Genomic DNA, 22792 nt, shown 5'->3' with positions numbered 1-22792 from the left:
GGAATGGCCGAAACGAATAAGCTAAAAGCACTTGACATTGCACTTGCTCAGATTGAGAAACAGTTTGGCAAAGGTTCGATTATGAAATTAGGAGAATCAAATGCGGGAGTAGTAATTGATGTTATTCCTACAGGTTCTTTGGCGCTAGATTTGGCCTTAGGCGTTGGAGGGGTACCGCGCGGGCGGGTTATTGAAATTTACGGACCTGAGTCCTCTGGTAAAACAACTGTTGCATTGCATATTATTGCTGAAGCTCAAAAATTAGGTGGAGCAGCTGCTTTCATCGATGCAGAGCATGCCCTCGATCCTGTTTATGCTAAGGCTTTAGGAGTTAATATTGATGATTTACTGGTCGCCCAGCCGGACACGGGAGAACAGGGACTCGAAATCTGTGAGGCACTTGTACGCAGTGCTGCTGTGGATGTCGTCGTAGTTGACTCTGTGGCCGCTTTAGTTCCTCGTGCAGAGATTGAAGGGGAAATGGGAGACAATCATGTTGGTTTACATGCTCGTCTGATGTCACAGGCCTTACGTAAGTTGACGGGTTCCATTAGCAAGAGCAATACTTGTGTTATTTTTATCAATCAAATTCGTGAAAAAATAGGCGTTATGTTTGGTAGCCCAGAGACGACCACGGGGGGCAGAGCTCTTAAGTTTTACGCTACAATTCGGATAGATATCCGTCGGCAAGAAGCCTTAAAACAAGGGCAGGATATTGTAGGCAATAAAACTCGTATTAAAGTTGTCAAAAATAAAGTTGCTCCCCCTTTTAAAACGGCAGATTTCGACATTATGTACGGTGAAGGTATTTCTCGTGAAGGAAGTATCGTAGATATCGGTACCGAAATGGAGATAATTACGAAATCTGGGGCTTGGTACTCTTATAACGGAGAACGGTTAGGGCAGGGACGTGAGAATGTTAAAGAATATCTCAAGCAACATCTGGATATGGCCAACGTTCTTGAGCAACTGATCCGCACAAATATGAACACCTCAGCAGGCACAGCGGAAGTAACGGAAGATGATGATTCACTTGACGAGTTCTAAACCTCTTAAGAGTGCCCGAGAGGTCGCTTTGGATTGTTTATCACGTCGTGCTTTGACACATTATGAATTGAAAACACGTCTGATGGAAAAGGGTTATGAAAGCTCGGAAATTAGCGAAGTGTTGGAAAAGATGGAGAACTTAGGTTATATTAACGACCAGGAATTAGCTTTGACAGTTTCGCAAAATCGACTTAGACGTTATTCACGCCGCAGAGTCCTCCAAGATTTGCAAAACCGAGGGTTAGTATCCCAGGTGATTGAGCAAGCGTTGGAAGCAACGTATTCAAGTGGTGATGAGTTTCAGCAGTGTTTAACCCTCGCCAAACGGTGGTGGGTACAAGAGGGTGAGCGTTGGGATCAAAAGGTTCATGAGAAAGATTCCAAGAGACAGGTTCCGCGTGATTTGTGGCTTCAGCAAAAAGTTGCTCGCAAGCTTATTCAACGTGGGTATCCCTCCGACATGGTAAGAAAAGTACTCTATCAGATTAAAACCACTAATAATCGGGATGATGAGACATTAGATCCTAGGTAGGCCTAGTGTATAAAATGCACCATTTTAGGACAAGCTTGACATTGTTTGCAAATGATATTAAAATCTTAGCAGAGACCTGTCTCTGTTAAGATTTAACCTTTAAGGTTTTCTTATAGATTTCGTAGTAGTCAGTTAAATATACGGTTTTTTGACTTACGAGAGTTGTAGGAAACGGGGAAAAACTCCCGTCTTTAAGGTTATGCTTAATGTGACTGGTTTTGGGAAACCAGTTTTTTTTATTTGAAAAATAGAATTTGACAAACAAGGGGGTGTGCACGTATGTTGGAAACAGTTATTATTGGATTAGTCGCCATATTAGTGGGGTTAGCTTTAGGTGTCTTAGCAGGTTGGCTTATTCGTAAAAATACTGCTGAAAAGGGTATTGGATCTGCAGAAGAAGAAGCAAAACGTATTGTCGAGAATGCCTATTCTGCAGCTGAAAGTAAGAAGAGAGAATCGGTCGTTGCTGCCAAAGAAGAAGTTATGCATATCCATAATGAAGTGGAAAAAGAAACTCGAGAACGGCGTAACGAACTCCAGCGGCTTGAACGACGCTTGCTCCAAAAAGAGGAGAGCTTAGATCGCAAAATTGAATCACTTGAACGCAAAGAGGAAAATATACATCGCAAAGAAAGTGAAGTAGAACAACAAAAAGAAGAGTTAAGCCTGCTTGTTGGTCAAGAGCAAGCTGAACTAGAGCGTTTATCCGGCATGACCTCAGAAGAGGCCAAACAGCTATTGCTGAAAAGAGTTGAAGAAGAGGTTCGCTATGAGTCGGCGATCATGATTAAGGAAATTGAGACTCGTGCTAAGGAAGAAGCAGAGAAACGGGCTAAAAATATTATTGCTTTGGCTATACAGCGGTGCGCTGCGGATCATGTAGCTGAAACAACAGTATCGGTTGTGGCGTTGCCTAGTGACGAAATGAAAGGTCGGATTATTGGCCGTGAGGGGCGTAATATCCGTACTTTAGAAACTTTGACAGGAATCGATCTTATTATTGATGATACTCCTGAGGCCGTGATTTTATCGGGGTTTGACCCCATACGCAGAGAAGTTGCGCGAATCGCTCTCGAAAAACTTATTGCCGATGGTCGTATTCACCCTGCACGGATTGAAGAAATGGTTGAAAAGGCTCAGAAAGAAGTCGACCAAAAGATCCGCGAAGAAGGGGAACAAGCAACATTTGAGACAGGCGTGCATGGTTTGCATCCTGAGTTAATTCGTTTGCTCGGTCGACTCAAATTCCGTACAAGTTATGGACAAAATGTCTTGAAGCATTCGACAGAAGTATCTCATTTGGCAGGTTTGATGGCTGCGGAGTTAGGCATAGATATACAGCTTGCCAAGCGGGCAGGTCTCCTACATGATATTGGCAAGGCCGTCGATCATGATATGGAAGGGACCCATGTCCAAATTGGAGTTGATCTAGCTAAAAAATACAAGGAATCAAGTGATGTTGTTCATGCAATTGAAGCGCATCATAACGATGTTGAGCCGAAAACCTTGGTTGCCGTCCTTGTTGCTGCTGCTGATGCAGTTTCTGCAGCACGCCCAGGTGCACGCCGAGAGACCTTGGAAACGTATATTAAACGTTTGCAGAAGCTAGAAGAGATCGCGGAGAGCTTTGAAGGGGTCGAAAAGTGCTTTGCCATTCAAGCCGGACGAGAAGTTCGTATTATTGTTAAACCTGACAAGATTGATGATGTGCTCGCTCCACGTGTCGCGCGCGAGATAAGTAAGCGGATCGAAGAAGAGCTTGAATACCCAGGGCAAATTAAAGTAGTGGTGATCCGTGAAACCCGAGCGGTTGACTTTGCAAAATAGTCAAATCTAAGAGATGTTAAAACAGGCGATTCTGCGGATCGCCTGTTTTTGTCATCCAAGCACATAGACCCAACCAAGTTTTCTTTATACTAGTCAGAAAGTATAACTTTCGTTCCATACTTTCTGGAAGGTCCCTTCTCGCCATCCTGCAAGAAGGCTAATTCGTGCGAAGACAGTGTCTTCGGGCTACAGGGACACTCGGCCATCCTTGGCCAGCGCATAAGTGCAACTAAGGCTGCCGCCTGCGCCTGTGACTTGGGCGTCAACCAAGTTTTCTTTATACTAGTCAGAAAGCATAACTTTCGTTCCATACTTTCTGGAAGCATAAGTGCAACTAAAGCTGCCGCCTGCGCCTCTGGCTTGGGCGTCAACCAAGTTTTCTTTATATCATTCTAGAAGTTTAATCTTGCACTAAAACCAAATATGCCCAACCGATTTGAGCAGCTTCTATGCAGGAAAAAGCAGTCCTATGCCGAATAGTTGTCATGTTAAGGATAGTGTAATAGAGAGGACTGAAAACAAGGATGAATATATATAAAGATGGAGGACGTGTTCAAGACGGAGTAGGACTATTGACCTCAATTCTGTTGAGATACTCTGAGGTAGGTTCGGTTCATTATTGGCGTGAGCAGCATGCCCTTAAGTTTACCTTTATGATAACGCAACACGATGAACTCTCTTCTTTCCAAGAAATCCTGAAACCTGCCTTAGAACTCTTCCATCAGCTTGAGGGAAAGAGTATGCGGGTTTTTGATATTGCATGTCGGAGCGAGGAAAACGTCTGTGTTATCACAGTAACCCGGGATGTCGATAGTATGACTCAACGCGAAGTAGGGCTCATTGTTGAACTTCTAAAACGAGAATATAAACAGAATTTAGTCTACGATGAAATGAATCTGCCCGAAGATGAACAGGTTTTTCAGGAAGAAATGATTAACCACATGCTGTCTTCAATTCAGACGCATGATATTGATAAAAACGTTGTCGCTTTGCGAGAAGAGGGTCGAGTATTGGTATTTAAGAATTAGGTTTGCGAGGCGCGAAGCGCGATGTTCGATGTTCGATGTTCGATATTTAATACTTGATATATGATATTCGAGCCATGAACCTCGAACCGGATAAACTGTATTAAAATGAAGAATAATAGCATTCTATGAATATTGTTTAGGGGTGGTGGGCGATGTGCAAATTTCGAACCTCGCGCCTCGAACCTCGATTTAGAAGGAGGCACGTTCGTTGCGAATACTTTTTATTGGAGACATAGTGGGTAAGCCTGGAAGGGAAGCTGTTAAACGTTTCTTAAAACCACTTCAGGCGGAATATAAAGTTGATATAACCATTGCCAATGCAGAAAATGCCGCGGCTGGAAAAGGATTAACAAAAGATGTTGCTGAAGAACTTTATAAATATGGAATCCAATTCTTGACAATGGGGAATCATGTTTGGGATCAAAGAGAAATTATGAATTTTATCGATCATGAGCCAAGACTTGTCCGCCCAGCAAATTATCCAGTTGGAGCACCGGGACAAGGGCATGGTTTTATTCGGGCGATGGGAAGAAAAATTGGTGTTCTTAATTTATCCGGTCGTATATTTTTACCCCCACTGGAGGACCCCTTTAGTGGAGCTATACGTTGGATTAATCAAATTAAACAAGAGACTCCTATTATCATAATCGATTTCCATGCCGAGGCAACTTCAGAAAAAGTTGCGTTGGGCTGGTTTCTCGATGGTAAAGTCAGCGCTGTTGTGGGAACTCATACCCATATTCAGACAGCAGATGCCCGTGTGCTTCCTCAGGGAACAGCTTATATTACAGATGTCGGTATGACAGGACCAAGAGATTCTGTTTTGGGAGTAAAAAAGGAAATTATTATAAATCGCTTTTTGACCCAGCTTCCCGCGAAGTTCGAGTTGGCAAGTGGCCCGGTACAGATTAATGCTCTGATCTTAGATATTGATGAGGAATCTGGAAAAACCAGTAAAATTGAAACGATTCAACGCTTTGCTGAAGCCTAATAAAGGCGTTTTCACATAATTATATAAAAAATCTGAAAATTCTTTTGAGAAAAGAGGATTTCGCCTGCTTGCTCTCGAATACATATATTCAAAGTTGTGGCAATACTTGTAAACCAATTCGAGCAGGAGGATGTTTCTATGGATGTTTTAAAAGTTTCAGCAAAATCAAGTCCGAATGCTGTCGCGGGTGCCCTTGCAGGGGTTCTTCGTGAGAGCGGTGGCGCTGAGCTACAGGCTATTGGAGCAGGAGCTCTCAATCAAGCTGTCAAAGCTGTAGCAATTGCTCGTGGTTTCGTGGCTCCAAGTGGAGTTGACCTGATCTGTATCCCGGCATTCACCGACGTTGTAATTGATGGAGAAGAGAGAACTGCCATTAAGTTAATTATTCAGGCACGTTAAATGTCACTTGAGTATCACCTGTTTGCTATAATCATAGCAGACAGGTGCTTTATTATGTTGTTTAAGAGGAGGGGCTCGTTGTTATGAAAAAACCCTATATAATTGATGGGCACTGCGATAGTCTAATCCATTTTGTAAACGGTGAGAGGACACTTCAAGATCCTTCAGAGGGAGGACATTGGGATATTCAGAGAGCAAGGAGGGCAGGAGTAGCTCTTCAATTCATGGCTGCTTTTATTGAAACGAGGTATAAACCGTCATCAGCTACGTGGCGTGGATTACAACTAATAGAAGGGGCCCATCGATTTATTGGGGATCATCCTGATCAGGTATTTCTTGTTCAAACGAAACAGGACCTTCAACAAATACCAGACTCAGATCGGATAGGTATTCTGATGAGTGTAGAGGGTGGAGAAATCCTAGGTGAAAGCATCTTTATGCTTGATATTATTTTCAAGCTAGGTGTCAGGGCTTTAGGGCTGACCTGGAATCAACGTAATGCCTTGGGCGACGGGGTTGGCGAAGTTGGCACCCAAAGTAGATTAACGCTGTTGGGCCAGGAAGTTGTCCTACGCATGAATAAACTTGGCATGCTTATTGATGTCTCTCATCTGAACGAAGCCGGATTTTGGCATGTCTTAGAACTTTCGAAAGATCCCATCGCTGCTTCCCATTCTTGTGCGCAGGCCCTTTGTGCTCATCCACGAAATCTAACTGACCAACAACTTCGTGCTTTGGCAAAACATAAAGGGGTAGTCGGAATCAACTTTTATCCTCGATTTCTGAAAGAGGCGGGCAAGACGACTCGAGATGATGTGGTACGTCATATTTGCTATATCGCAGATGTGGCTGGGGTAGAAACGGTCGGGTTAGGATCGGACTTTGATGGAATTAGCGAAGCGCCTGATGGTCTTGGGCATGTCGGCGATTACGACTACCTACTTAATGATTTGACAAAGAGAGGGTTTTCCACCTCGGAGATTGAACAGATTACAGGTAGTAATTTTAGGCGTTTATTATCTGCTGTGCTAAAATAAGAGAGAAAGAAAAATAAAGCTCCCTCGAAAAGGGGTGAAAGAGTGGATCATTCAGCATTTTCCCAGTTCGAAGCAGATTTGCATTGCCATACAACAGCATCCGACGGATTGTTAACACCAACAGAGCTTATCTACTCAGCTGCAGAGTTGGGCTTAAAAGGGCTTGGCATCACAGACCATGACACGATCCAGGGATGGCAAGAGGCAGAGGAAGCCGGAGAAAAACATCAGATCAGAATACTTAGAGGGATCGAGCTTAGCACAGAGTGGCAAGGTAAAGAGGTTCATATTCTTGGATACGATCTAGATGGTTCATCCAGCTTCTTAAACGATAAGCTGAGGTATTTACGCCAAGCTCGTGAACACCGCATGCTAAAGATTCTTGATTGTTTGGAAGCTCAGGGGATTGATATTAGCGTTAATGAAGTTCGGCAGTTTGCTCAAGGAGAATCTATAGGGCGTCCACATATTGCCCATGCTCTGATGGAACGGGGATATGTGAGTAGTATTGGGGAAGGTTTTGATCGCTACATTGGGGTGGGGGCTCCTGCTTATGTTCCGCGCTATAAGATGACACCAGAAGAGGGGATTGAATTAGTGCGGGCAGCACACGGTGTTGCGGTTCTTGCCCATCCCGGTGTCCATCGTTTAGAGGAAGGAATTCCGACTTGGGTCAAAGTTGGACTCCAAGGCATCGAGGTTTTCCATTCCGATCATAATCCCGAAGACGTAAGAAAGTTCCATACTATTGCGCAGAAGTATCAGCTACTGATAACAGGAGGCTCGGATTTTCATGGAGAAGCACTTAAGCCCGGTGTGAAGCTCGGGGGTTGGGGAGTGTCTCTTAATGTGATTCAACAAATCCTTGATCTAGCAGAGCGAAACTAGTTGAGATGCTCAAGAAAGAGTCTTTAATAGGGCAGGGTTAAAATGCGGTTCCTCGGCATAGAATACTAGTGTAGTTAGAGCCGAGGGGGCGAAAGTCTTTGGATGCCATAGATGAATTGAAATTACTTAGGGCTCGTGTTGGGGAGCTGGAGCAACGTGTTGAACACTTAAGAGTAAGCCGCCGGGTACTTATGAACCTGTTAGAGAAAGTTGAAAGAGAAAAGGTGGCCTTAGTTCACCGGCTCGAAAAGGAAAACGTGCGTTTACAACGAGATAACAAACGGTTTGCTAAGTGGATTTTTTCGAAAAACAAAGAAATTGTGGAACTTCAAGAAAAGATGGAATCATCAGAACAAAAAGCATGAGCCTACTCTTTGGCGACTCATGCTTTTTCAATGCGCATTATCAGCACTTGCTAAGATACTTCCTAGCTCTGTGTTAGGAGCATGATGCTCGCGGATCAAAAGACAAATCTCAGGGTTTAAACCTGCTTCCTGAGCTAAACACCCGCCCCAAGTGGCGTGCTGCGTGGCAATTTCTAAGGGTAATGCGAAAATTGTCTGGCTAGTCTCGAGGCGCGACCAGATGCACTGGGGCATTTTTTGCATTAGAACAATAAATACACGTTGCCAGAGGCGAATGGAAACGATGGATTTCCCACAATCGTGGAGGAGTGCAGCGGCGAGCAGGTTTTGAAATTCGGAATTTGATACAGTATATTGATGTTTCATGATACTTTTTGCCACATCAAGAGCGTGACGTTGTTCTGATCGAGACTGATTGAGGAAAAGTGAACAGGCTCCAGGGGACAAGTTATTCATTGCCCATTTTATTTCGGAAGAATCAATCTGAGGAAAGAACGCCTGAATGAATTGATGCACTCGGTAGAACATGTTTTCACCTCCTCGTATTCTTTATCATAGTGAACATAAACTTGGTTTACAAGTAGTATGGAATAGTTTGCTTCAGAATAGGGGAAAAATTAATACAAGAACTAATCCTATCCTTATGATCGTATTTCTGGTATACTAATTAGAAAACTATTTATGAAGGGAGCTAATCATGCAGTCCAATCGTATTATCAAAGAAGCAGCACTTACATTCGATGATGTTCTCATTGTTCCAGCTAAATCGGAGGTTCTTCCACGAGATGTAGAAGTCAGCACGTATTTGACCAAAAAGATTAAACTCAATATTCCGCTTATGAGTGCCGGAATGGACACAGTCACAGATTCTCGTATGGCGATTTCCATTGCGCGGGAAGGCGGAATTGGGATTATTCATAAAAATATGAGTATCGAACAGCAAGCCTTAGAAGTCGATAAGGTTAAACGATCGGAACATGGGGTTATTACCGATCCTATTTTTTTACACCCCGATGACACGATTAAAGAAGCATTAAAACTCATGGAACGTTATCGAATCTCTGGGGTCCCGATTACAGCTGAAAGAAAACTTGTCGGAATATTGACAAACAGAGATCTGCGCTTTGAGAAAAATTATGACCGTATGATTTCAGAAGTAATGACCAAAACAAATTTGGTAACAGCTCCTGTAGGTACGACCCTTGAACATGCTAAAGAAATTTTAGGCCAACATAAGATAGAAAAGTTACCAATTGTTGATTCCGAAGGAATCCTGAAGGGTCTTATTACAATTAAGGATATTGAGAAATCACGGCAGTATCCGAACTCAGCCAAAGATGACCGCGGTCGATTACGGGTGGGTGCTGCCATTGGTGTCACTCCAGATCTGTTAGAACGTGCTGAAGCGTTAGTTAAAGCTGGTGTTGATGTCATCACTTTAGATACGGCACATGGACACTCTAAAGGCGTTATCGACACGGTAATAGCTTTAAAAGAGCGTTTTCCGGAGACACAGCTGATTGCAGGCAACGTAGCAACAGCAGAGGGAACTCGCGAATTGATTGAAGCGGGCGCTGATGCGATTAAAGTTGGAATTGGACCAGGATCAATTTGTACGACGCGTGTCGTTGCGGGAATAGGAGTTCCTCAAATTACTGCCGTTATGAATTGTGCTGAGGAAGCAGAAAAATATGGGATTCCGATTATCGCAGATGGAGGCATTAAGTTCTCTGGTGATATTGTAAAGGCCCTAGCGGCTGGTGCTCGGGTTATTATGATCGGAAGCCTCTTCGCTGGGACAGAAGAGAGCCCTGGAGAAATGGAAATCTATCAAGGGCGGAGTTTTAAAGTTTACCGGGGCATGGGATCAATCGGTGCAATGAAAGCAGGAAGCCGAGATCGCTACTTCCAAGAAAAGGATCAAAAACTTGTGCCTGAGGGCATCGAAGGTCGTGTCCCCTTTAAAGGACCAGTTTCTGAAACAATCTATCAAATGATTGGGGGGTTGCGTGCCGGGATGGGGTATTGTGGAACTCCAAATATCGAGGCCTTGAGAACCCAAACCCGCTTCATGCGCATAACAGCTGCAGGACTTCGCGAAAGCCATCCACACGATGTGACGATTACCAAGGAAGCGCCAAACTACAGCTAATAAAGAAAACTTGGCTGACGCCCGCGAAGACACTGTCTTCGCACGTATTAGTCTTTTTGCAGACACTGTTATCGCACGTGTTAACCTTCTTGTTAGCCTCAGCGAAGGCGTTCCCTTCTCGCCATCACGGCGCTTTGTCATACGGCATCTAGCCATCCGTGGCGATGCTCTAACCTCAAACGCCTTGTTTGAGTCTTGGCTACGGGGACACTCGGCCATTCATGGTCAGCGGCCGCCTAGTTGAACTTATACTTTCTGACTAGTATAAATAGAATTGGGGAGAGAGTCTCAACTCTCTCCCTTGTTTTGATGGGAGGCAAGCATGATTTCTGCTTTTTGGCGCTATTTTCTTATTTTAAGCTTGCTCTTCATCTTTTGGGGCGAGTTTTTTGTTTCAGATGGATTACTTAGTCAACTGACTTTTAATTTTGCAGTTTTTTATCCACTGGGTTTTTTGGTAGGGTATCGTTCCCGGCCGGAGAACCTGCGTTCTGCATATCTTGCTGCTATTATATTCAATACTTTGACCTATTTGGTTGCGGTTATTTCAGGAATTCCAATTGAAGGTTGGACATTGGTAGTTTTAGATTTTATTAGTCTTTTCATTTTTCTTAAGATCGGAATGATTATGGGACATCGTGCTCAAGCTAAGGAGTGATAATAATGAGAATCGTCATTGCCCCAGATTCTTTCAAGGGATGTTTAACTGCTTTAAACGTAGCTCTTGCGATGAGCAGGGGTGTTCAACGGGTGTACCCGGAAAGTGTGATCGATCTGATCCCGATGGCTGATGGGGGAGAAGGTACGGTGGAAGCTATACTTAGCTCGGTAGGTGGAGAAAAGATCGAAACCAAGGTCTCAGATCCCTTGGGACGGCCAATAGGGGCAGCTTATGGACTTATTGACGAGGGGGAAACGGCGATTATTGAAATGGCTGCGGCTTCCGGATTAACGCTTTTGAATGATGAGGAAAGAAATCCTCGCTTGACGTCCACGCAGGGTACTGGTGAACTTATTCGGGATGCGCTGGAGCGTGGCGTTAAGAAAATTCTCCTGGGTATAGGTGGAAGTGCGACGAATGATGGCGGAGCTGGCCTGGCGGTTGCATTAGGGGTTAGGTTGCTCGATGCTCAGGGTAAAGATTTGCCTCAAGGTGGAGCAGCGCTTGCCAACCTTATCAATATTGATATGTCTGGAATAGATCCTCGCCTATCAAAAGTGGTGATCGAGGTGGCCTGTGATGTTCAAAACCCGCTATGTGGTTCAGAGGGGGCAAGTGCTGTTTATGGTCCACAGAAGGGTGCAAATTCTGAGGATATCCGAGTTCTGGACGCAGCTTTGCAAAACTTAGGTGAACGTTTGAGCGAATATGCGGGTACAAACCTGCTAAAATTAGTTGGTGGAGGCGCGGCAGGCGGACTTGGTGCGGGAGTCGTTGGTTTTCTAGGAGCAAAATTGCGACCAGGGTCACAAATGGTTTTAGAGGTAGCCAATGCCGAAGAGAAAATTCAGCACGCAGATTTAGTACTTACTGGCGAAGGAAGGACAGACTTCCAGACAGCTTACGGTAAAGCACCAGTAGGGGTTGCAGCTTTAGCAAAAAAGTATGAGGTTCCTGTACTTGTCATTTCAGGATCTGTGGAGGGCCTTCCTGATCTTCTCGCTGACAGTGGGGTCACAAGCTGTTTCAGTGTTTCTGAAGGGCCGACAACCATCGAAGAGGCATACAAGAAGGCGGAAGATCAGTTAGAGCGAGCAGTTTGGAGGATCCTAACGGTTTGGAAACTTGGGGAAGAATCAGCTCGTGTGAAAAACAGGCCGATGAGATAATTTGATAATTCCATTCTGCATGCGGAGAAGTAAAATTTCTGAAAACCCCTGGAAAAAGAAGGAAAAATATGGAATTTGGAGAATGACTAATAGAAGTTTACTCCTTTGCTAACACATCCATATTAAGGGGGATTTAAAATGCAGGATATATCTCGTCGAGAGCGCAAGAAAAGAGAAACTCGTGAAAAGATCTTCTCTAACGCCATGCAACTTTTCCGCTTGCAAGGATTTACGGCCACCTCTGTCGAGCAGATTACACAGTATGCTGACGTAGGTAAAGGAACCTTCTATAACTATTTTCCTACGAAAGAAGCCGTCATTTTAGAATTTTCGCGACGTACATGTCAAGATCTTGTCAACAATGGCCGCCAGAAGCACAGTTTGAGTACTCGAGAGCGACTAGAGACCCTGCTTCAAGATTGGGCCGAATTCATGATCAATGACCGGGAGATTGCTTGGGTTACTGTACGGAATCGCGAAGGGGCAGATTATGATCTGAGTTTGCACTATGGTCTGCTCGCTATTTTAACTGTTGGGCAACAAAGTAACGAAATTAGTCGTGATTTTGATCCTGCCTTTTTGGCTGAAAGTCTAGAAGGAATGATGATACAACATTTTATGCGCTGGTTTGTTTCAGGTGTAGGGGATTTGCATGAAGAGCTGAATCATGCACTATCTGTCTTTTTAGATGGGCTCTCTGAAAAGCAAGAGGCATAACAGGACAATTCATAATAGATAGGGTCTGTTCATATCCCTTCGTTGTTTTTAATAGAGTACAACGGGGGGATTTTTTATGCAAAATAGAAGAACTCCAAGGAGTTTAGGCCTTTGGCTGGGACAACTGCCAACAGGTCCCTTCAATGATATTTCAGATGTTCCTGGCGTGCTCGTAGGAAATGTATCCCTAATTCAGGGCAATGGGCCGTTGGTTCCGGGAAGAGGTCCCGTTCGAACGGGTGTGACAGCGATCTTACCTCGTCCAGTCAATCTTTATCGTCAACCATGCCGTGCGGGGATAGAGGTTTTTAATGGGTATGGAAAGTCAATCGGCGTTCCCTTCGTCCAGGAAATGGGATTCTTGAACTGTCCTATCTTATTAACGAATACCCTCAGCGTTAACGATGTTGCTAACGGCGTTATTACCTATCTATTACAACAAAATCCCGAGATTGGAAATGATGCCCGGACACCGAATATTGTGGTCATGGAATGCGATGATTCATATTTGAATGATATTCGAGGGCGACATGTTAAGCCACGGGATGCTATACTTGCTCTGCAACGGGCGACAAAAGGGCCGATAGAGCAAGGTAACGTGGGAGCTGGGGTCGGTATGTCTTGTTTCCAAATGAAAGGTGGTATTGGAAGCGCATCCCGTATCGTTCAAGATCAGAATGGGCGCAACTACATTGTTGGAATGCTTGCTCTGGCTAATTTTGGCCTCTTGCGTGATTTCCTCTTTTCAGGTGTTCCAGTTGGTCAATTTCTGTCTGTGTTGGTAGAGGGTTATGTTCCGGGTTCATTAATACTTGTGGGAGTGACGGATGCGCCCTTATCACGCTGGCAGCTTCGACAACTTGCGAAGCGAGTTAGTTTGGGAATGAGCCGGACAGGTTCGATCTCGATGACCGGAAGTGGCGATTTTTGTTTAATGGTCAGCACTTATTCATGCGAATCTAAGGATTATTTATCCGATTGGAAACTGGATCAATACTTCAGAGCTATGGTAGAAACAACTGCAGAAAGTATTTGGAACGCCTTGTTTATGGCTCAAACTATGGAAGGACGTGATGGAAACATCCGTTATGCTTTGCCTATCGAGGAAACGCTGCAAATTGTTCGAAGATGGCAGGGAGGATAGGGTCTCTTAGAGGAATAATGGCAACAAATAGCTTGGAGTTTTCATAAATGTGTCATGATCTTCGCCTATAGCGCGTAAACATGCATATGAAGAAAATCTAAGGGAGGTTCATTGTGAGTATCACCTGGAACATGATCTGGGAAGCTCATTCTGACTTATTTATTGCTCAGAACTGGCTAGAATGCCCAGAAGACAAAAAGAAGGCAAACCGTCTCCCACCACAGTTTACTTACTTTATGGGCGGTGAGACGACTTTAAGAGTTGGCATCATTGCCAGTTCTTCTATTATACGTGAAGAGGAGTTCTTTCTGGCTGGTGTATTATGGGGTAATCGAATCAGTAATGGTGCTAAAACCGTGATCTATTTTGTGGCCCCTAATTTTTCTGTGGCCTTTTTAAATGGAATCTCTAAAATTGGAGGAACTATCTCCGCACGGGCAGTTTATTGGCGCGAAAAACTTACGCCTAGTTTATACCTTATTCCTGAGGAGCAACTATGCAGCCGATCACGTTACGCTCTGGGAGAAGAACGCCCAGATTGGAAACGCTGGGGGCAAAGACTGAATCCAGTTGCTTTGCAACAACTCATGATTGTGAAGGCGTTTTTTGATGATTTAGTCAGTCGACAGGTTCGTATTGAAATAAAACCTCAACAGATTGCTTTCCTTTGGGGGAGTTTTGAGATTGCTGAAGTTCGTCGCAAAGGTAAGAAATTTGAACTAAGCACTAAAGTAAAGTGGCTTAAGAATAGTGATCAAATATTGAAGTGGCAGAAACAGGGTTGGGTGGATGCTTCAGGCTCACTTAATTTGGAATTTTGCGCAACTATTTTGAGTATCCTCGATTACCTCGAATCACTTGAGCAAGAAGGCAAGCTGCGTCCTCAAGATCTCCTAGCTTTATGGCTTCATCAAAGTGGTGGCATTATTAAATCAGTCTGGGGGAGCCCTTGGCCTTGGCCATGGCTTCCTAAAGAGCGTGGCGAGAACTCAGTGCTCGAACTGGAAGAATGGTATTTTTTCCAAGGCAATGGGCAGTTAAGTGTCGTATGTCCAATTTTTGAAAAGCCACTTGCTAAAGCCGCTCGAAGTATTCTGTTGACATGTGTTCTGGAAAGAAGCCTTCTTTTGGTTCACGCAAAAGATGAGCATGGGGATTCGTTAGTATGGGATGGCCGAGTACATTGGTTAACAACACTCGGCATGGAGGAAGAAATTCGTCGTTGGTACTGCTGGCTAAAAGATGTGGCCAAATTTCCGATCTGGACGTTGCCTGAAAATTGGCGGGAAAAAGGAATTTATGAACTGAATTCTCAAAGCACACTTATGAACCATTTACTTATGCAGAAAGGTTACTCGTAAAATTCGATAAACAGGGTAAATCAATCAGCACTTCAGTTCCACTAGTGGGTTCTGAAAAGTGAAGTTTACCATGGTGAGCGAGGACGATTTGTTGGGCAATGGTTAACCCCAATCCTGTGCCTTCATCTTGTGTGGTGAAGAACGGATCAAGGACACGATGACGGAGGTTTTCAGGAATACCGGGGCCGTTATCGATAACGCTTAGGCGTACGTACGAATCGTGTTCCGTGATACGAATAATAACTTCTCCTCCTTTGGGCGAAGCTTCAAACGCGTTATTCAAAAGAGACAGAAGTGCCTGAGAAAGTTGTTCATGGTCACCCATAACATAGACTGAATGAGCGGAGAGCTCAAGAACAAGGGTAACACTCTGCATGAGACAAATGGGCTGAATCATTTGCGTCAGAGCATGAACGGTTTTTGTCATGTTGACGGGTGCCATTTGAGGCGCTGAAGGGCTTGTTACAAGGACGAACTTATTGAGCATTTGGTCGATAGAATGGATTTCATCCAGCATAAGTTGCTGATATGGTCGGAAGGACTCAGGCCATTGTTCGGGGGAGATCAGTTGCATAAAGCCTTTGAGGGTTGTTAGGGGGTTGCGGATTTCATGGGCTAAACCCGCAGAGACCTGGCCGATAATGGAAAGTTTAGCAGCTTGCAAATAGGCTTCTGAGCTTTTTTTTTCTTCACTGATATCGTAAATTATTAAAAGAGTCCCTGATGGAATGTCATAGTCTAGTAAAGGCCGAGTTCGAAATCGTAGGTGTTTGATATCCTGCGGAGTTTTCCAGATGAATTCACCGGTAACTGGTGAGTTGGTCGGTTGAAAGTTATGCAAGATACCTAAAACATCCGATATAGGTTGACCAATTAAAGATGATTCGGATAACGATAACAGAAGGGTCGATTGAGGATTGGATTCTACTATAACCGCTTTATTGTCTAACAAGATAGCCGCTTCTCGAGTGTAGTCAACAGTTTGTATTAAGGGAGGATCTTGTCGAAGCAACACACGCATCGCTTTGATGTGAGATTGATGAAGTAAGCGTTCTTGTGTTTCTTTGTGGACGTAGAGAAACACTATCCCCAGCAGGAAGAGAATATTAACCAGAAGCAACGGGATTATAGGATGACTAGAATACACTTGTGAAGAAACCACGAGCATTGTTGCCGATAATATCCATGCCTTGCCCCAAGTGCTTAACCAAAGCTCAAACCATAAAATAATCGTGAGGATAGGAAAGAATAGAAGAATAAGACGTAAATAAATAGGGAGTGGTAAGATATTAATTATGGCAATGGTTATAATAAGGACAAGCGATAAAAATAACAAGACACTTTGTCGATGAAGAAAACGAATTTTTAGGGAAAACACATTATACAATCCCCCCTCCAATAAAGACAATGAACAACACTGAAATAGTGTACCATAATGAAGCGCGGAAAAATGTAAAAAAAAGGAGATATATTAAAAGAGAAAAAATGCCGCAAACAGGCTTAAAATCTTCAAATGTGTAAACTTGTTTTCGAAAAGGACGCTAGAAAAATACGACAAATTTAGCGGGAATGCAAAAAATAAGACTTTGGAAGTAACTTCTTCTTGTTTAATAGGGGGTTTTCCTGAATAGGGCAAAAGGCAGGGGTTTGTGTGCGTATTTTTGTAAGTATTGGTTGGTCTAAAGAGACAATCGCTTTTCTTCAAACCTGGCAAGTCAAATTGCAACAGGAGTATGGCATTAAAGGATATTGGCGTATACCAAATAACCTCCATTTAACCTTGAAATTTCTTGGTGAGGTTAGGGAATTGAAAGTTCAAGATATTCATAAAACGCTTAAGGAAGTAAGCTCCCAATTTTGCCCTTTTGAGATTATCTTTCAGGAGTTGGGCGTATTCCCGACTATTAAAGCTCCGCGTATTTTATGGATGGGTGTGCAAAGTACGGTACTTATCTCCCTCCAAATTGCCATAGAGAGTGCCCTAAGAAACATAGGCATACCTCCTGAATTTCGTAGCTATCAACCACATATAACCTTAGCGAGCGGTGGAATCGATGGAATTAACGAGAATATCTTGAGAAAGGATAGAAAATTCCTCAGAACCGAAACAGTCGCAACATTTGAGTTGATACAAAGTGTCAAAGAACGAGGATGCCACATTTATCATTCAATAGGCAGCTATCCGCTAAAAAAAGGAGATGCAACAATATAAGAACTGTTGTATAATTATACAAAATGTATAAAGGAGAAAAAGAGATGAAGTTACGTAAGGCGCGAATAGCGGACGTCGAAGAGATGATGTTATTGATTAATAGTAATGCAGAACAAGGACTAATGCTCGGCCGATCACGAAATATGCTTTATGAAAATATTCGTGAGTTCTTGCTAGCTGAAGTAGACGGGAAATTGGTGGGGGTTGCTTCACTGCACATTCTATGGAGTGACTTAGCAGAAATTCGAGCGCTGGCAGTCTCCAATGATTATAAAAGAAGAGGTATTGGAACACAGATCGTTAAGGGACTTGAAGAAGAAGCGAGGGAATTGGGTTGTACTAGGCTTTTTGCTTTGACTTATCAGCCTGAGTTCTTTAAATACTGTGGTTATGAAGAAGTCAGTAAAGATCAAATGCCCCAGAAAGTTTGGTCTGAGTGTATTAATTGTATCAAGTTTCCAAATTGTGATGAGATTGCTGTGAGTCGGATGCTTTAGAGAGGAAGTTTCTTAGCCCATTCGCACACGTTCCATCGCTATTCCCTTGACGCTAAGGCTAAAACGCAAAACCTCAGGGATGTTCTGCATGTGAACCGTTGCGTTTCTTAACGCCTTATCGCCTGCGCTCATTGACGCGATTCCACTAAAGTGCTCATTAAGCTAAGAAACTTCCTCTGAGCTTGGGTCGACGAGGACTGGTACGACGAGGGGCATGTGACGCAGTTTGTCTTGAAATACAAATGTTTTCGGAACTCTTGAGCTATAACGTCCTTGACGCAATAACGGTTGAATTTCTAATGCCTTATAAGCCTTTGGGGAGCGATTTCATGTATGTGTTTTTGTTTTCGAATGTATAAGTGAGAAGATCCGCTGAACCTCAGGGTTCAGCGTTTTTCTTTTTTGAACAATTTTCCTCCTTCTTACATAAATCATATTATGGCATGCGCTAAATATAAGGACGGAGACGGTGCTATGGATCTTAAAAACGAAGTCCAAGAGAGCCTTAATAATGCTAGGCATTTTGTGGTTGATGGTGTGGAACAAATCTTGTCAGGAAATCTTGACGAAACTCACGGTGTATCTCCAAGCCCAGGGGCTACAGCGCTAGCCGCACTGGCTTTGCTCGCAGTTGGAAGGGGATTTGAGAAAGCTCAACAGCGAGGTATTCAATGGTTAAGGCAGAATCGTCAAGGAGGATGGGGAAAGTTTCCTGGTGACAAACCAGATGAAGAGATTACTCAGATCGTTGAGACGGTTCTTCAAGGGAGCCAAGGTGGGTGGATGGCTAGAATCATTATCTTATCTCAAGCAAGGCAGTTTTCTCATATGATCTTATCGTTAGGGCAAAGAGTGGTCCCAGGGTTGGAGGGACCTACGCCGGAAGAGATCTTGCTCCCGACTATTTTGGAAGATAGAGTCTTAGCCAAGCTACCACTTTATGGTCGGCCAGTTGTTGTAGCGGCATCACTCCTCGCCTCAAACTCTCAAGAGGGAAGTCAGAAAGGCATTCAGTATCTTTTGAAAACCCAAATGTCTGACGGTTCTTGGGCAGAGGATATTATTGCAACGAGTTTGTCAATTCTTGCGCTTATGAATAAGGGAGGCTATGCTGAACAAACACAAAGAGCCGGACGGTGGTTAGTACAAAAACAATATCCAGGGGGTGGGTGGCCTGCCTTTGACCAACTAAAAATATGGGCTATAGGTTGGGCTGCTAGTGTCTTTGCTGAGACAGCTCAAAGGCCTGCAGATATTCCTTGGATAGGTCAAGCGGTAGATTGGTTAAAAAGAGGGCAAAATGTAGACGGGAGTTATGGTAGTACCCCTCCATATACTCACCCTGATTTGGACGATACGGCAGTAGCCTTGATCGGTTTACATCAGGTACTTGGAGAACAGAATCAATTGGGCGTAAGTCTCCTAAAGCGGCTACAAAATACTGACGGGAGTTGGGGAACATTTCCCAGCTTTCAAGGTATACCTCCCCAAGTCTCTTCAGAGTTACCAGTATACATTCCGAGTGTTGATGTTAGCATTCATGTTCTTGAGGCGCTATGGTGGCGTACACGTACGCAAGATGAAAAGATATGGCGAGGTTTAAATTGGATTTTAGCCCAGCAGGACGATCAAGGTGCCTTTCCAGCATCATGGTTCGAGGGGCCAGTTTATAGCACGGCCCAGGCCTTAGAATTACTCAGTAAATGGAAGTTTAGTTGGGAACGGTGGAATACTGCACGCCACATTTTAGGGGCAAGAAAAAAAGCACAAGAGTTTATAATAAAAGCTCAGAGTAGTGATGGGGGCTGGGGTTCTGTTGTCGAGACCAGCTTATCTCTTTCAGGGTTATGGCGGTATACAAGAATAGTTCCCAGAGGAATATTGGGAAAAGGAATAAGGAATCTTCTCGCTGCTCAGAACAGCAATGGTTCGTTTGAACCTTCTTACCGTGGGGTATATGCAAAAGGATGGAACTATGAAGAACCCTTAACTACGACCCTGACAGCTATTCGTGCATTACAGAGGTATCAACGTTTGTACAAGGCCTCATTCTTTAGGTAAAAGTTAATTGTGTGAACAAAACCCCCAATCACTTATTCAGTTGAAAAGCGATTGGGGGTTATTTATATCGCATGTTTCTTTGGATGCAGAATATGGCGTCGAGAAGTTCTGCGCATCTTCTCAGAACGTTGTTTGAGAATCGTATGGAGGAAATTCCATTGTAGATCGAGATAGGCGTTGGTCATCTCGTATTCACTCAAGCCTTTGGAGCGGAGATAATCCCGAGAGGATGTTTCGAAATCACGGATAAATCCTAGAACTTCTTCACCATGAGTTGACAGCATTTTTCACCCTCCATTCGAGTACTTAACGTTAGTATTGTCCGATTTTGCCATAATATATTGTCTTATCCTTATTATAGAGAATTACTCTTGAGAAAACTGTTGGAATAGGGCGCTAAACTCAGGATAAAAGAGGAAAGATTGATGAACTAATGAGATTTATTGTATATCTGTTGGGAATGAATAGGCTCTGACTGGTGACGCCATAGTGAAAGATCAAAGAGAAATCGGTTACCAGCTTGGTAATGATGTTTTGCTTTAGGTGGATTTCCAAGAATAACATAACAGTCTGCCAAAGTATGATGAATGCTTGCTGTATAGCTTATAGCAAGGAATTTTTGGGTAAGCCAATGGGCTCCATTTCTAGGGAAGCCATTTTGTTTAGCAATATGTAAGCTCCGCTCGAACATTCGCACAGCTTCAGGAATTTTCTCGATTTCAATGAGAGCCCGACCTTGAGTAGTTAGCAGAAGTGGGTCGATTAAGGCATAAGGATTATCTCGCAAAACATAGAGTGCACGTTTCGCTTCGCCTTCTTTCAGAAGGATGTCCCCAAGTGTCATGCAGAGCAGAGGGTCATGGGTGGGTAAAAATTTTTCGAGCAGAGAAATAGCTTGAGCAGGTTTATGAAAGTAGTAATAAAGTTGGCAAGCAAAACGAGCAATTGATACGGGACTGGTGTCTTGAGAAATTGCGTGGGCCATTCGTTTGGCAGTTATCTTTTTTTCAGGAGGTGAAAAATTCTTTTTTTTAAACATGGCGATATAGGAAATAGCGAGGCCGCCTCCCAGAATAAGTAGGCCGATGTTTAAGCCAAAACGCCAGAAAGCAATCGCACAGGTAAGCATTGTAAACGTCGCTAAGAATAAGAAATAATATAGTTTTTGAACATAGAGAATTTCTGAATCGAATTGAACACCTTGCATTCCATCCCCCCCATTTATAGTACGGCAGAAAGGGAACAATTAGAACATAGAGAAAAGGGAAAAGCTTGTAGGCTCTTCCCTTTTGTTCGGTCAAATAAAATGGATTAACTAGTTATGGGTATTCATATTTCCGGTTTATTAAGAATGTCCTAGTTCACTGGCAACCTCTAAATTTGCCTCATTGTAAAAGTTGTTTTTAAGTTGTTCGTGTTGTGGTTGAAAAGTCTGCTGCCCTTGTGTTTGCCCTAATCCCAGAGCTTGGACTTGAGAAGACTGATGTTTCAACTCATTATAATCATGTTCCAACTTGGAGTATTTATCCTTAAGTTCTCCTAATTCACTGGCTAAAGCTTCTCGTGTGGCTTCATCTTTGTGGCTCAAAAACAACGCCTCCTTAAATATTTAACTTCTAAATAGTCTTTCCCGAATTTAAGGAATTATGTTTGGCTTATAAGTCGTGTTGATATACTGCTCGACCAATTGACATGTTCTATTTGATTACGGTAATAAAGAACTCTCCTTGCTAATTGCATTGACAGAATACACAAGGAGAGTTCTAATGAATTACAAAGTTCTAGAACTTACTCCTGATAAACTTGATTCAGGGATAAATTGAGAATCTTAACGTTTAAAAATCCTAATCCTATCCTCAGCATATTATCCAGACTAATAAGGTTTTTTATGGTGAAAATGATCCTGACAGGATTAAATTCTTTTCGCCAATAACAAGCTAGAAAGAAAGAATACCTCAGCATTGCTGGGGTATTCTTATTTACTATTTAGGCATCAGTTTATTCCATGACAAAGAACTTGTCCCCAACAAGACTTTAGGCCCAACAAACAGAGGAACTATATTGCGTAATGAAAAATAAAAAAACCCTTGAAGACCAAGGGCTTCAGCATATTCATTATTGGTGGAGGTAAGCGGGATCGAACCGCTGGCCTCTAAAATGCGAATCTAGCGCTCTCCCAGCTGAGCTATACCCCCAATTATTAATTATTATAATCCAATAAACTAAAATTGCAAGTTTTTGAACTCGCTTATTCTAGCATTATAGAAAAAATCCAAAAAAAATTCGAGGATTTCCGCGTCCGGAAATCCTCTTCTGCGCAAGGCCTTTAGAACATTAACTACTAGGCTTCACTTATTTAACCATAACGTAAATTTTGTCGAAAATCAATTGGTAATATTTAGGTAACAAGATAACTAGTTTCCAAGGCGTGTAAAGGAAAGTTGGGAACCTTTCCGTTTACAACGTTTGTCATACGAAAAGTCCTCCTTTCTTAATATGGATTACATTATACAACAATAAATCTGAAATGGGTACAGTCAGTTTCAAAAACTTACTTTGTTCGAAATATTTAAAATTTAGATAACAAAGATATTGTAATTTCGTTTGAAATATTCTAATATTGAACAAACAGACGGTATGATGGTCTGACCATTAGACTTTATTATAGAGTCAGTCCTAAAAAATATTGTTTTGCAGAAATCAT

Annotated in this window: 25 protein-coding genes and 1 tRNA gene; 19 read left to right on the top strand and 7 right to left on the bottom strand. The window is 43.1% G+C overall.

Annotated elements, in window-relative coordinates:
- Positions 1–3: 3 nt before the first annotated feature.
- From recA to rny, 3 genes are all read left to right on the top strand, one after another.
- Positions 4–1047, top strand: a complete 1044-nt coding sequence (recA, locus tag DSBG_RS09155; RefSeq protein WP_009621112.1) for a recombinase RecA — start codon at positions 4–6, stop codon at positions 1045–1047.
- Entirely contained in the window at positions 1022–1579 is a 558-nt protein-coding gene (locus DSBG_RS09150) for a regulatory protein RecX (protein WP_242877502.1), read from the top strand. Before recA ends, DSBG_RS09150 begins: the two co-directional genes overlap by 26 nt.
- 279 nt (positions 1580–1858) lie before the next feature.
- Positions 1859–3406 (top strand): ribonuclease Y, encoded by a 1548-nt coding sequence (gene rny, locus DSBG_RS09145; RefSeq protein WP_040413502.1) that lies wholly within the window; start codon positions 1859–1861, stop codon positions 3404–3406.
- Between the two features lie 89 nt (positions 3407–3495).
- On the opposite strand, the gene DSBG_RS09140 is transcribed toward rny, so the two are convergent.
- Complete coding sequence (locus tag DSBG_RS09140) at positions 3496–3717, bottom strand: hypothetical protein (RefSeq protein WP_176716234.1); 222 nt, start codon at positions 3715–3717, stop codon at positions 3496–3498.
- Positions 3718–3930: 213 nt separating this feature from the next.
- On the opposite strand from DSBG_RS09140, the gene DSBG_RS09135 reads away from it, so the two are divergent.
- The 6 genes from DSBG_RS09135 to DSBG_RS09110 all read left to right on the top strand — a co-directional run bounded on the left by DSBG_RS09135 (position 3931) and on the right by DSBG_RS09110 (position 8114).
- Positions 3931–4434: a hypothetical protein gene (locus DSBG_RS09135; RefSeq protein WP_068963830.1), complete on the top strand. Its 504-nt coding sequence runs from the start codon at positions 3931–3933 to the stop codon at positions 4432–4434.
- Between the two features lie 208 nt (positions 4435–4642).
- Entirely contained in the window at positions 4643–5425 is a 783-nt protein-coding gene (locus tag DSBG_RS09130; protein ID WP_068963829.1) for a TIGR00282 family metallophosphoesterase, read from the top strand.
- Positions 5426–5563: 138 nt separating this feature from the next.
- Positions 5564–5824 carry a stage V sporulation protein S gene (locus DSBG_RS09125; protein WP_009624532.1) on the top strand — a complete coding sequence of 87 codons (261 nt, stop codon included), beginning with the start codon at positions 5564–5566 and terminating at the stop codon, positions 5822–5824.
- An 83-nt stretch (positions 5825–5907) separates the two neighbouring features.
- Positions 5908–6861, top strand: a complete 954-nt coding sequence (locus DSBG_RS09120) for a dipeptidase (RefSeq protein WP_068963828.1) — start codon at positions 5908–5910, stop codon at positions 6859–6861.
- Between the two features lie 42 nt (positions 6862–6903).
- Positions 6904–7749, top strand: coding sequence for a PHP domain-containing protein (locus DSBG_RS09115; RefSeq protein ID WP_068963827.1), 846 nt, complete (start codon positions 6904–6906; stop codon positions 7747–7749).
- Between the two features lie 98 nt (positions 7750–7847).
- The gene (locus DSBG_RS09110; RefSeq protein WP_009624529.1) at positions 7848–8114 is read left to right on the top strand and encodes a hypothetical protein; all 267 of its coding nucleotides are present in this window, start codon (positions 7848–7850) and stop codon (positions 8112–8114) included.
- A gap of 27 nt (positions 8115–8141) precedes the next feature.
- Here the strand turns inward: DSBG_RS09110 and DSBG_RS09105 are convergent, their stop codons facing one another.
- Positions 8142–8642 carry an HD domain-containing protein gene (locus DSBG_RS09105; protein ID WP_068963826.1) on the bottom strand — a complete coding sequence of 167 codons (501 nt, stop codon included), beginning with the start codon at positions 8640–8642 and terminating at the stop codon, positions 8142–8144.
- 169 nt (positions 8643–8811) lie between these two features.
- Here DSBG_RS09105 and guaB point away from each other — a divergent pair, with 169 nt between their 5' ends.
- The 7 genes from guaB to DSBG_RS09075 all read left to right on the top strand — a co-directional run bounded on the left by guaB (position 8812) and on the right by DSBG_RS09075 (position 15318).
- A complete protein-coding gene (guaB, locus tag DSBG_RS09100) occupies positions 8812–10266 on the top strand; it encodes an IMP dehydrogenase (RefSeq protein WP_009624527.1) in 1455 nt (484 codons plus the stop codon).
- 10 nt (positions 10267–10276) lie between these two features.
- Entirely contained in the window at positions 10277–10510 is a 234-nt protein-coding gene (locus DSBG_RS22410; RefSeq protein WP_141694267.1) for a hypothetical protein, read from the top strand.
- Positions 10511–10588: 78 nt separating this feature from the next.
- Positions 10589–10924, top strand: coding sequence for a hypothetical protein (locus tag DSBG_RS09095; RefSeq protein ID WP_068963825.1), 336 nt, complete (start codon positions 10589–10591; stop codon positions 10922–10924).
- Between the two features lie 5 nt (positions 10925–10929).
- Positions 10930–12096, top strand: coding sequence for a glycerate kinase (locus DSBG_RS09090; protein ID WP_068963824.1), 1167 nt, complete (start codon positions 10930–10932; stop codon positions 12094–12096).
- A gap of 138 nt (positions 12097–12234) precedes the next feature.
- Positions 12235–12813, top strand: coding sequence for a TetR/AcrR family transcriptional regulator (locus DSBG_RS09085; RefSeq protein ID WP_068963823.1), 579 nt, complete (start codon positions 12235–12237; stop codon positions 12811–12813).
- A gap of 76 nt (positions 12814–12889) precedes the next feature.
- Entirely contained in the window at positions 12890–13957 is a 1068-nt protein-coding gene (locus tag DSBG_RS09080; RefSeq protein WP_068963822.1) for a DmpA family aminopeptidase, read from the top strand.
- 113 nt (positions 13958–14070) lie between these two features.
- Positions 14071–15318: a hypothetical protein gene (locus tag DSBG_RS09075; RefSeq protein ID WP_176716233.1), complete on the top strand. Its 1248-nt coding sequence runs from the start codon at positions 14071–14073 to the stop codon at positions 15316–15318.
- Here the strand turns inward: DSBG_RS09075 and DSBG_RS09070 are convergent.
- Positions 15296–16696 (bottom strand): two-component system sensor histidine kinase NtrB, encoded by a 1401-nt coding sequence (locus DSBG_RS09070; protein ID WP_068963821.1) that lies wholly within the window; start codon positions 16694–16696, stop codon positions 15296–15298. The genes DSBG_RS09075 and DSBG_RS09070 overlap by 23 nt on opposite strands.
- 273 nt (positions 16697–16969) lie before the next feature.
- Between DSBG_RS09070 and thpR the strand changes: the two genes are divergently transcribed.
- The 3 genes from thpR (at position 16970) to DSBG_RS09055 (ending at position 20088) form a co-directional block, all read left to right on the top strand.
- On the top strand, positions 16970–17530 hold the full coding sequence (gene thpR / locus DSBG_RS09065) for an RNA 2',3'-cyclic phosphodiesterase (protein WP_068963820.1): 561 nt from the start codon (positions 16970–16972) through the stop codon (positions 17528–17530).
- A 44-nt stretch (positions 17531–17574) separates the two neighbouring features.
- A complete protein-coding gene (locus DSBG_RS09060) occupies positions 17575–18027 on the top strand; it encodes an N-acetyltransferase (RefSeq protein WP_009624519.1) in 453 nt (150 codons plus the stop codon).
- A 474-nt stretch (positions 18028–18501) separates the two neighbouring features.
- Entirely contained in the window at positions 18502–20088 is a 1587-nt protein-coding gene (locus DSBG_RS09055) for a prenyltransferase/squalene oxidase repeat-containing protein (protein ID WP_068963819.1), read from the top strand.
- 62 nt (positions 20089–20150) lie between these two features.
- Here the strand turns inward: DSBG_RS09055 and DSBG_RS09050 are convergent, their stop codons facing one another.
- The 4 genes from DSBG_RS09050 to DSBG_RS09035 form a co-directional block, all read right to left on the bottom strand.
- Entirely contained in the window at positions 20151–20372 is a 222-nt protein-coding gene (locus tag DSBG_RS09050) for a hypothetical protein (RefSeq protein WP_068963818.1), read from the bottom strand.
- A gap of 146 nt (positions 20373–20518) precedes the next feature.
- Positions 20519–21295, bottom strand: a complete 777-nt coding sequence (locus tag DSBG_RS09045; RefSeq protein ID WP_068963817.1) for a tetratricopeptide repeat protein — start codon at positions 21293–21295, stop codon at positions 20519–20521.
- Between the two features lie 138 nt (positions 21296–21433).
- Positions 21434–21676, bottom strand: coding sequence for a hypothetical protein (locus tag DSBG_RS09040; protein ID WP_068963816.1), 243 nt, complete (start codon positions 21674–21676; stop codon positions 21434–21436).
- Positions 21677–22207: 531 nt separating this feature from the next.
- Positions 22208–22283: transfer RNA gene (locus DSBG_RS09035), tRNA-Ala, on the bottom strand.
- Positions 22284–22792 lie beyond the last annotated feature (509 nt).

Origin of the sequence: Desulfosporosinus cupriresistens, from assembly GCF_001707885.1 — a bacterium.
In the GTDB taxonomy this organism is placed as follows: Bacteria; Bacillota; Desulfitobacteriia; order Desulfitobacteriales; family Desulfitobacteriaceae; genus Desulfosporosinus.
The sequence above is the reverse complement of the archived record's forward strand: the minus strand, read 5'-3'. Positions and strand labels throughout refer to the sequence as shown.

Bases quoted from the DNA above. Each gene is read 5' to 3' on its own strand.
- DSBG_RS09105 (WP_068963826.1), bottom strand. From the start codon at position 8,642: ATGTTCTACCGAGTGCATCAATTCATTCAGGCGTTCTTTCCTCAGATT.
- DSBG_RS09125 (WP_009624532.1), top strand. From the start codon at position 5,564: ATGGATGTTTTAAAAGTTTCAGCAAAATCAAGTCCGAATGCTGTCGCG.
- recA (WP_009621112.1), top strand. From the start codon at position 4: ATGGCCGAAACGAATAAGCTAAAAGCACTTGACATTGCACTTGCTCAG.
- DSBG_RS09060 (WP_009624519.1), top strand. From the start codon at position 17,575: ATGAAGTTACGTAAGGCGCGAATAGCGGACGTCGAAGAGATGATGTTA.
- DSBG_RS09135 (WP_068963830.1), top strand. From the start codon at position 3,931: ATGAATATATATAAAGATGGAGGACGTGTTCAAGACGGAGTAGGACTA.
- guaB (WP_009624527.1), top strand. From the start codon at position 8,812: ATGCAGTCCAATCGTATTATCAAAGAAGCAGCACTTACATTCGATGAT.
- DSBG_RS09050 (WP_068963818.1), bottom strand. From the start codon at position 20,372: ATGCTGTCAACTCATGGTGAAGAAGTTCTAGGATTTATCCGTGATTTC.
- DSBG_RS09090 (WP_068963824.1), top strand. From the start codon at position 10,930: ATGAGAATCGTCATTGCCCCAGATTCTTTCAAGGGATGTTTAACTGCT.
- rny (WP_040413502.1), top strand. From the start codon at position 1,859: ATGTTGGAAACAGTTATTATTGGATTAGTCGCCATATTAGTGGGGTTA.
- DSBG_RS09045 (WP_068963817.1), bottom strand. From the start codon at position 21,295: ATGCAAGGTGTTCAATTCGATTCAGAAATTCTCTATGTTCAAAAACTA.
- DSBG_RS09085 (WP_068963823.1), top strand. From the start codon at position 12,235: ATGCAGGATATATCTCGTCGAGAGCGCAAGAAAAGAGAAACTCGTGAA.
- DSBG_RS09140 (WP_176716234.1), bottom strand. From the start codon at position 3,717: ATGGAACGAAAGTTATGCTTTCTGACTAGTATAAAGAAAACTTGGTTG.
- DSBG_RS09150 (WP_242877502.1), top strand. From the start codon at position 1,022: ATGATGATTCACTTGACGAGTTCTAAACCTCTTAAGAGTGCCCGAGAG.
- DSBG_RS09120 (WP_068963828.1), top strand. From the start codon at position 5,908: ATGAAAAAACCCTATATAATTGATGGGCACTGCGATAGTCTAATCCAT.
- DSBG_RS09055 (WP_068963819.1), top strand. From the start codon at position 18,502: ATGGATCTTAAAAACGAAGTCCAAGAGAGCCTTAATAATGCTAGGCAT.
- DSBG_RS09095 (WP_068963825.1), top strand. From the start codon at position 10,589: ATGATTTCTGCTTTTTGGCGCTATTTTCTTATTTTAAGCTTGCTCTTC.
- DSBG_RS09080 (WP_068963822.1), top strand. From the start codon at position 12,890: ATGCAAAATAGAAGAACTCCAAGGAGTTTAGGCCTTTGGCTGGGACAA.